10 protein-coding genes are annotated in these 9,436 nt (G+C 36.4%); 6 read left to right on the forward strand and 4 right to left on the reverse strand.

What is annotated here, in order from left to right; genetic code table 11:
• Positions 1-118 precede the first annotated feature (118 nt).
• The 6 genes from FN817_RS12565 to FN817_RS12590 all read left to right on the forward strand — a co-directional run bounded on the left by FN817_RS12565 (position 119) and on the right by FN817_RS12590 (position 4,999).
• On the forward strand, positions 119-1,099 hold the full coding sequence (locus tag FN817_RS12565; RefSeq protein ID WP_142718221.1) for a heme-binding domain-containing protein: 981 nt from the start codon (positions 119-121) through the stop codon (positions 1,097-1,099).
• Positions 1,096-1,539: a hypothetical protein gene (locus FN817_RS12570; RefSeq protein WP_142718222.1), complete on the forward strand. Its 444-nt coding sequence runs from the start codon at positions 1,096-1,098 to the stop codon at positions 1,537-1,539. The genes FN817_RS12565 and FN817_RS12570 overlap by 4 nt, the downstream gene beginning before the upstream one ends.
• 146 nt (positions 1,540-1,685) lie before the next feature.
• Positions 1,686-2,699, forward strand: a complete 1,014-nt coding sequence (locus FN817_RS12575) for a sensor histidine kinase (protein ID WP_142718223.1) — start codon at positions 1,686-1,688, stop codon at positions 2,697-2,699.
• The gene (locus tag FN817_RS12580) at positions 2,680-3,444 is read left to right on the forward strand and encodes a LytR/AlgR family response regulator transcription factor (protein WP_142718224.1); all 765 of its coding nucleotides are present in this window, start codon (positions 2,680-2,682) and stop codon (positions 3,442-3,444) included. Before FN817_RS12575 ends, FN817_RS12580 begins: the two co-directional genes overlap by 20 nt.
• Positions 3,445-3,787: 343 nt before the next feature.
• A complete protein-coding gene (locus FN817_RS12585) occupies positions 3,788-4,561 on the forward strand; it encodes a DUF1223 domain-containing protein (protein ID WP_142718225.1) in 774 nt (257 codons plus the stop codon).
• Positions 4,562-4,606: 45 nt separating this feature from the next.
• Positions 4,607-4,999 (forward strand): DoxX family protein, encoded by a 393-nt coding sequence (locus tag FN817_RS12590; RefSeq protein WP_142718226.1) that lies wholly within the window; start codon positions 4,607-4,609, stop codon positions 4,997-4,999.
• A gap of 344 nt (positions 5,000-5,343) precedes the next feature.
• Here the strand turns inward: FN817_RS12590 and FN817_RS12595 are convergent, their stop codons facing one another.
• From FN817_RS12595 to FN817_RS12610, 4 genes are all read right to left on the reverse strand, one after another.
• On the reverse strand, positions 5,344-6,336 hold the full coding sequence (locus FN817_RS12595) for an MBL fold metallo-hydrolase (protein ID WP_142718227.1): 993 nt from the start codon (positions 6,334-6,336) through the stop codon (positions 5,344-5,346).
• A gap of 100 nt (positions 6,337-6,436) precedes the next feature.
• On the reverse strand, positions 6,437-7,438 hold the full coding sequence (locus FN817_RS12600) for an aldo/keto reductase (RefSeq protein WP_142718228.1): 1,002 nt from the start codon (positions 7,436-7,438) through the stop codon (positions 6,437-6,439).
• 86 nt (positions 7,439-7,524) lie between these two features.
• Entirely contained in the window at positions 7,525-8,430 is a 906-nt protein-coding gene (locus tag FN817_RS12605) for a helix-turn-helix domain-containing protein (RefSeq protein WP_142718229.1), read from the reverse strand.
• Between the two features lie 110 nt (positions 8,431-8,540).
• Complete coding sequence (locus tag FN817_RS12610) at positions 8,541-8,999, reverse strand: hypothetical protein (RefSeq protein ID WP_047421866.1); 459 nt, start codon at positions 8,997-8,999, stop codon at positions 8,541-8,543.
• Between the last annotated feature and the right edge of the window lie 437 nt (positions 9,000-9,436).

Below are 9,436 nucleotides of genomic sequence, written 5' to 3' on the forward strand. Positions count from 1 at the left end.
ATTTTCAGGGCTGAAAATTCTGGGTTCACCTTTTGATTTGTCCGATTCAACCTGTTTTTCGTTTCATAGTATAGGCCATCCTTCTACTTTTGGTCTAGAAATAAAAACAATACTCATTATGGATACCGTAAAGAAAAAAAGAAACTTCATTGCCATAGCATTTCTGGTGATATCAGGAGTCTTCGGAGGGTTGCAGCTCTTCAGCAAACCATTGGAAGGTAAACCGGTTACAGGAAAGATTGAAGCGCCAAAGGAAGTGATCAGTATTCTTGAAAACTCATGTTTCAGCTGCCATTCCAACCAGCAAAATCTGAACTGGTATGATAAAATTGCTCCTGTTTCCTGGGCTGTAAATAAAGACATCAGGAGAGCCAGAGAAGTCCTGAATTTTTCAGAATGGGGAAAACTCTCTCCTGCTGAGCACAAGGGAAATATGTATGCTATTCTCAACATGATGCAGAGCGGAAAAATGCCTCTTCATGAATACACCCTTCTGCATCCATCTGCTAAGATTACTCCAAAAGATATTGAAATCATTAAAAAATATACGCTTTCATTATCCTCAGCAAATCCGGCAGCACAACATAAAAATGAACCTCATCCAGCTTCCTCTATACCTACTGCTGCCCCAACAAAGTTTCCGGTTTCACCCAATGAAGTTCAGTACACTCCTGATTTCAAAAACTGGAAAGTAATCAGTATGAGTACACTGTTTGATAACTCCATCCGTGTCATCTATGGAAATGATATTGCTGTAAAAGCTGTGGAAACAGAAAACTTTCATCCATGGCCAGACGGAAGTATTGTTGTAAAATCTGTATGGAAACAGGAAGAGTTTCCCAGCGGAGAAATCAGACCTGGAAAATTCATCAATGCTCAGTTTATGGTAAAAGATTCCAAACAGTATAAAGATACTGAAGGCTGGGGATTTGCAAAATTCTCCGGAGACGATCTTCATCCTACAGGAAAAACGGTATCATTCGCCAAAGAATCATGTATCGCCTGCCACAGGCAACTTGCAGAAAAAACAGGATATCTTTTTGATGTTCCGATGAAAGTAAATACTCAAAGATTAATCCAAAATTTACAGAAAAAATGAAAAACACCATCCTGATTTTGCTGGTAAGTCTTGTTGCTCTTACCGCTTGCCGCAAAGAAAATAATGATAAAGATAATGGACTTTCAAGAGTTGTTTTTGATCCTGGCCATTTAAAATTCATTTCCAATTCTTTAAATCCTAAGAAAGAAACAATGTCCGCTTTATATGGTAATGAAAAGGCTTTAGAATCTTTATCAGAGGAAAATAAGACACCGGAAGCAGGTACTATTATGAAACTGGTCACCTGGAAATATCATGAGAACCCTCAATATATTGGCGGAACTATTACCGGAGAACTGATCAGTATTGAAACGGTACAGGCTGATAATACTGGAAATATCTCTTATGATGTTAAAAGTGATCTTGCAAAAAAAACTTCTCCCAACAAAGAAGAAAGAATACAATATTTTATGAGTTACCGTCCTGTCAGCAGACCATAAAAAGACAAACTCAAGATTCCTTTTATAAAATGTTTAATCTTATAAATCCAGCGAATAGGGAATGAAAATAAAACTCCTATTTCACTATTTATCATAATATTTTCAATAAAAAGCATTAATTTAACCTTTTCAAACCAGCAGATTTCATGCAACAGCAAAAAATAAAAATTTCACAAGCCATTATCTGGATAAGCTCCATTTTTCTGGGTATTTTATCCTCTGTTCCTCAGCTTGCTTCTCATGAATTCAATTGGAAAGAAGCGATAGTTAACGCAGCCATTACAGCAGCATTTTCCATCATCATGTGGTATATTAATATTTATATGTTAAATCGTACCGCAAAACGAAGACAGCATATCTCCTACTCAAGATTGATGATCGTGCTGGCTTTCGGGATGCTGATTATGTTTGGACTTGCCTGGATTCAGCAGCTTATTTTATCTCATATCAATTTTGGTCCGGTAATGCTGATGGTTGAAGTAAGAGGAATTTTAATCAATCTGGTTTGCTATATGTTTTTGACACTGCTTCAGAATAATTATACGGGTCAGCAGATACAGCTTGAACTGGAGAAGGTAAAAAGTGATAATTTAGGGGCTCAATACGAATTACTGAAGCAACAGATCAACCCGCATTTTCTCTTCAACAGTTTGAATACATTGAAATTAATGGCAGAAACGCATGACGAAGAAACGGTTGATTTCATTGTAAAACTCTCAGATTTTTACCGATTTACACTTGAAAGCAGAAAACTGGACCTGATCAGTGTTCAGGAAGAAATGAAAATAGTAGATGCCTATCTTTTTCTTCAGAAAGCACGTTTTGGTGAAGGGATTAAGTTTACCAACGGTCTCGGAAAAGAAATAGATCAAACGCTTATCCCTCCTTTTACGCTTCAGCTTTTGGTGGAAAACTGTATCAAGCACAATATTGTTTCACAAAGTAAGCCGCTGCACATTAAAATATATACCGCTGATAGCCAAATTGTGATTGAAAACCCCATACAGCGAAAGATGAATACCGAAGACTCTCTGGGAGTGGGACTTGACAATATTAAAATGCGCTACAAACACTTGCTGGAAAAGGAAATTACGATTAACTCAGACGAAAACAATTTTCAGATAAAACTACCATTAATTCATGAATATCATCATTATTGAAGACGAATTCAGGGCTGCAAAATCCCTACAGAATTTAATTTCAGATTTAAAACCGGATTCTAAGATCCTGGGCGTTTACGACAGTATCGAAACAAGTATTGAAGGCTTGAAAGACGTGAAACCCGATCTTATTTTTATGGATATCCAACTTTCGGACGGACTTTCATTCGAGATTTTCAAATCGGTGGACATTACATGCCCGGTGGTTTTCTGTACGGCATTCGATCAGTATATGCTGGATGCTTTTAAGAGCAAGGGCGTTGATTATGTTTTAAAACCATTTTCAAAAGAAGATATTGCTGAAGCTTTAAGAAAGGTTGACGAACTGAAAAAATTCTTTCAGAAGAATGACCTTCCTGACCTGGAATTGTTGATCCAAAAAATCAACCAGCCCGCTGCTACCGGTAAGAGTAATTTTCTGGTTTTTAAAAATCAAAAATACACTACGATTCCTACGGAAGACATTGCTTATTTTTATATCCATAATGAAATAACCCATCTGGTAACATTCGGCAAAGAGCAGTTTTCCCTTAGCCAGCCTTTGGGGCAAGTCGCGGAACAGGTGTCTGATAAACAATTCTTCAGGGTTAACAGGCAATATCTTGTGAATTTCAAAGCAATTAAGGAAATGGAACATTATTTCCAGCGCAAAATATTGGTAAAACTCACTGTTGAAACACCTGAAAAACTTCTTATTAATAAAGAGAAAACCCATAGTTTTTTTACCTGGCTGGAAGACAGATAAAGAGTAAGGAAATTGGAGGCTGGAAGCTGGAAGTACCTGCAGTCTAAGATATAGAACTCTTTTGAAATACATTATAACCCTGATTGATATGATCAGGGTTTTCTTCTGTTTGTTATTTGACCTTTTTTAATTTCTTAGGCTCTTCTCTGTTTATATTTCAATTTAAAATACAAAACTCTATTTCCCTTTCGTACTCCAGAAACTTCCAGCTTCCAGCCTCCTTCTTCCAGCAAATATACTTCCCCTCACAATTTCCGGATTCACCCTTTGATTTGTCCGGTTGAACCATTTTTGTATTCTTTCGCCTTTCCAGAGTATCTACTTTTGAATCAAATTAAAAGACATGATCCTAAAAAACTTAATCACAGTAAGTGCTTTCACCACGTTATTATTTGCTACTTCAGCATTTATTTATCAGGATAAAGTAGAAAAAACAACACAACATGCAACTGCAGAAAACGGTTTTGCAGTTTTGGAACTTTTCACTTCAGAAGGCTGCTCCAGCTGCCCACCGGCAGATGAACTGATGGGTAAAATCGGGAAGGAATATAAGGATGAGCCTGTTTATCTTCTCTCCTACCATGTAGATTACTGGAACCGACTTGGCTGGAAAGACCGTTTCAGTAGTGCTGAGAACTCTCAGCGACAACAGCAATACAGCCGTATTTTGAATTCACAGGTTTATACACCACAGTTGATTGTCAATGGAAAAACAGAATTTGTGGGCTCTGATGAAACCAACATCAAAAATACAATCCGGGAAGCATTATTCACCTCTAAAAAAACGAATGTGTCACTATCAGCAAACGTTTCTCAGAAGGAAATCAATGTACAGTATAAAACCTCTGCCACTGATCCTAAGAATATACTTCTCGTTAATCTGGTCGAAAAACATTCTTCTACTCAGGTAGGAAAAGGTGAGAATGAAGGCCGTCATCTTCATCATTGGCAGATTGTTCACAAGCAAAATCAGATCTCATTGAATAAGCAACAGGAAGGAACAACCAAATTTAAACTTCCGGATGGCTTTTCTCCTGAAAATTGGGAAGTTATAGCTTTTATTCAAAATCCAAAAACGGGAGAGATATCAGGATCAGCAAAAACAATGTTCAAATAATTTTTACATAATACATTAATAATAACAACTAAAAATAATACTACAATGAAAACAAAAACAACAAAAATCATCTATTGGGCAGGAGCTATTTTTATGTCATTATGGTTCGGAGCCAGCGGTTTCTTTGAGCTTACAAAAAATCCTGTCGTATGGGACATTACTCGACAGCTCGGTTATCCGCCTCATTTTATTTATATACTGGGTGTCTTTAAAATTTCAGGAGTTCTTGTTCTTCTCCTTCCCAACAGATTAATGAGATTGAAAGAATGGGTATTTGCAGGAATGTTTTTCGATATTATTTTTGCTTTCTTCTCAAAAATTGCGGTATTGGGTTTTCCGGCTACAATAGATGCAATAGTCGCTTTCTCTGTACTTACAATGACTTATCTGATGTTTAGAAAACTATATTCTACCGAGCTGGTATTTGGAGAAGCTTAATGATTTTAAACTCTAATTTTTTCTTATGTATAAAAACAGATCCTCCCGTTGTCCGGGGGGATTTGTTGTGTAAATTGATGATTATTAAATTTTGGCTAAAGCCGAGTGGTAAATATTTATTGAAAAAGCGGACTAAAGTCCGCTTCTATTGGTTGAATTATACGCATAATTAATCATTCCGTTTAGCTAACCACCCCGTCAAAAATTCAAAAAATTTTTGCCACCCCTCCGAAGGAGGGGAATGCTAAGCACCTCATTACTATTGATTGAGATGACTCATTTCTATTTATCTCCCCTAGTCCCCGCAACCTATTACCTATTATCTATTACCTATTACCTGCAACCTAATTCATAAAACTCTCCGGGAACCATTCAAATGCTCCGGATGTTGTTTTTGTAAAGCCCAGGCCCGGCCAGGGCAAATGACAAGCCAATGCTCTTGTTTTAGTATCTGCCAATTGCTTCAGGAGATCTTTCCGTGAAGCGATGGCAAGATCAAGATCGGTATCACCGAAGTAGCCCCATTCAGGATGTTGGAAAAGAATTACATCGGAATGAACCAGATCCGCAATGTAGATCAGCTTTTCATTTCCTGAAGAAATGGTTGTCACTGTTAAACCGGGAGTATGACCGGGAGCCAGCTGAAAACCGAAATTGTCATAGAGCGGATCATTAAGGTCATAAAATTTAAGTTTCGGCTGAATGGTTTTCAGAATATTTTGAACAGCAGGAATAATCTGATTGAGTAATTCAGGCTGCTTTTTCAAAGCGCTATTATTAAAATCCTTGATAGTAGCTTTCGCCCAAAAGTCATGTTCAATTTCTGAAATAAAAATATTGGCGTTTGGAAAAACCAGATTCTGCTTTTTGTCAACCACCCCGCCAATATGATCAGGGTGCGCATGAGAGATAAAAACATCTGTAATATCTTTTGGTGAAAAGCCAGCTTTTTGGAGACTTTTTAATAAAAATCCGGTTCTTTCATCAGCAAAAATCCCCATTCCGGTATCTAACAGGATGAGTTTATTCTTTGTTTTAACCAATAGAATATTCATCGCCAGATCAATATAATTCTCCGGTCTGAAATTATTCTTAAGGATTGATTTCAGCTCAGAAACAGTTCCTCTGGGAGCAAATGCATTGAGATTTTCTTCATGAATATATCCGTCTGTAAGAACAAACAAATCCAACTCTCCAAGCTTTAGTTTTTTAAAGCCGGAAAGATCATCACCCGTTTTTTCAGAGATTTTTGGAGTTTCTGCCAGTACACCGGAAAAAGGGATCATGCTTAATGTTCCCGCCAATAAGCCATTCTTTAATAGTTCTCTTCTGTTCATAATTTAGTTTTTTTCATTATTTATACATTCTCAGTGAGAATAATAACAAAAAAACTGAGCTCCCATCATAAGCAGGAACTCAGTTTTTGTATCGTAGTTTTTAGTTGTTCACCAGTTTCATTGAACCTTCGGTATATCTTTCCCCTACATTCGGGTATTTTTTCAAAATGGCATCAATGGTATCCAGATCTGATTGCGAAAGGTCTATATTAACCGCTGCAATATTTTCTTCCAGGTATTTGATTCGTTTGGTACCCGGAATCGGGATGATGTCGTCTCCCTGATTCAATACCCAGGCTAATGCGAGCTGAGTTCCTTTTACCCCTTTGGATGCAGCAAATTCATTAATTTCGTTAGCCAGTTTCGTATTATTTTCAAGGTATTCCTGCTGATAACGCGGCAGTGATTTTCTGAAGTCATCATCACCAAGATTCTGTACATCATAAATATTGGTAAAAAGGCCTCTTGCCAGCGGTGAATAAGGAACTAAAGAAATTCCCAGTTCTCTGATGGTTGGTAAAATTTCTTTTTCAACATCTTTTGTAAGGATAGAATATTCTGACTGTAGAGCTGCGATTGGGTGAATTTTGTTGGCTTTTCTGATAGATTCTGCTGAAGCTTCAGACAACCCGATATATTTCACTTTTCCTGCTTTCACCAGTTCTGCCATTGCCCCTACGGTTTCTTCTACGGGAACATTAGGATCTACTCTGTGAGCGTAATACAAATCAATGGTGTCTATTTTTAATCTTTGAAGGCTTAAATCTACTGCTTTTCTGATCCATTCCGGAGAACCGTCAAAATACGTTCCCGGAGCTCCGCTGTGGCTTGCTTTACCATCTTTAAACCTGAATCCGAATTTGGTCGCAATAAAAATCTTATCCCTGTTCGGAACCAAAACCTTGGAGATCAGTTTTTCGTTTTCTCCATTGGCATACATATCTGCTGTATCCCAGAAATTAACCCCTAAATCCAAAGCTCTGTGCAAAGTACTGATACTTTCCTGTTCATCTGCAGGGCCATAAGCAAAGCTCATTCCCATACATCCTAAACCAATTGCTGATAACTGTTCGTCTGTGTTTCCTAATTTTTTAAATTTCATGATAGGTATGATTTAATTTTACAAGACAAAATTAGAACATGGAAAGATCCACTGCCGTATAGAATTCAAACTAAGAATTATAAAATTCAAACAAGGTTCGTTCTTAAAGCATTTGGTGTAATTCCTGTCTGCTTTTTAAAATAGTTGGTAAAATAAGCAGGTTCTTCAAAACCCAATCCGTAAGCAATTTCAGAAATATTCCAATCTGTATAAGTGAGCAAAGCATGAGCTTCCTGAATAATTTTTGCAGTAATCTGCTGGCTGGTTGTTTTTCCCGTAATTTCTTTTACCGAACGGTTTAAAGAATTCACATGTATCGAAAGACTCTGCGCATAATCATTGGGAGTTTTTAATTTTAGAAATGCCGCAGGGCTGTCGATCGGAAACTGTCTTTCCAGCAATTCCATAAATAAAGCAGCAACTCTTTGTGAAGCATTCTGATAGGGTTCAAAACTTTCTGCCGGCTGCATTCTGATGGTTTCATGAATCATCAGATGCAAATACGCTCTCAGCATATCATATTTATGAATATATTCAGACTGAATTTCAGTCATCATTTTTGCATATATATCCGAAAGTATTTTCTGCTGTTCCTCATCCAAAAAGAAAACCGGAGTTCCACCAATCTTGAAAAGCGGAGAATCCTGAAGGTTTCCCATACGGCTTCCATTATGCAGAAACTGATCGGTAAACAAACAAAACCAGCCTTTCTGATTAGCATCATCCGCTTCCCAGGAATAAGGAATGTTAGGATTTGAAAACAATAGCGCGGGGCGGTCCACCTTAATCCATTTATCAGCATAATGGAGTTTTCCTTTTCCTATGATCAGTGAAACCTTATAATAGTATCTCCTGCTGTAAGGGGTCAGTAGTGAGCAATGTTCCCGTGAAAAAACATTGAAGTGCCCCATTTTATTGATTCCAATACATGATGACATCAGGTTGGGAGCATTTCTTTCATAAAAATCGTTGAGTGATTCGTGTGATTCCATAACTCAAAGTTATAAAATTCAAACAAATTAAAATAATACTTGAAATGTAAAAAATAAAATGACTGACAAAGATGCCAGCCATTTAAGTGTGAATATATAGTTGATAATGATTAATCCCAATCATCGTCGTGACCATGACCACGATGTTTATTCTGTTTTTTATAGTATTTTTCCTGATTTTTATAATACTTCTCTTGTTCTTTACGGTATTTTTTATAATCATTTTTATTTCTGCCGTAAACAATCACCGGGTTTTGGCCTCTGTAATATCTCTTTTTAAAGATGATATACTTTTCTCTACCCATGATTCTTTCCAGCTCTGAATAACGGTCATTTCTCCATCTTCCCGGCTCTACCACGTACACCCTGTTCCATGTGTCGTAATCACGATACCTATCATTGAGTACATAAATCTGATTGGCCTGTGTTGTAGACAGCAACAGATCGGCAACAACTCTTTGCCAGTTAACATCAGAAATACTCCTTCTATAATCGTTATAATAGTCTGACTGGGCATAACTCAAACTGAATGTCCCAATCAAAAATGCTGTTAATAGTAACTTTTTCATTTCATTCCACTTTAAAATTAAACATGATGGCATACTCAATTAAAGTGCCAAATATTAATTACAAATACTAATGTTTGTTAAGAAAAACCATAAACAACTGATTATCTTTGAAATATTTAATGCATTTTTATGAAATTATTGAATGTTAATCATCTTAAATTTATAATCAGAAGATAATTAATTTTATTAAACACAAGTTACCAATAAGCAAATGACAATCAGCAAATTGGAATTAAATTAAAATATTAAAAAGTAAATATTGTAAGTTTTGGCTAAAGCCAATGGATGGGAAATTTATTGTCAGGCGGGTTAAAACCCACCTCTATTGAAATTTAACAACAATATCTTTTATCTTTTATCTTTTATCTTTTATCTTTTATCTTTTATCTTTTATCTTTTATCTTTTATCTTTTATCTTTTATCTTTTATCTTTTATC

The organism is Chryseobacterium rhizoplanae, assembly GCF_900182655.1.
GTDB lineage: Bacteria > Bacteroidota > Bacteroidia > Flavobacteriales > Weeksellaceae > Chryseobacterium > Chryseobacterium rhizoplanae.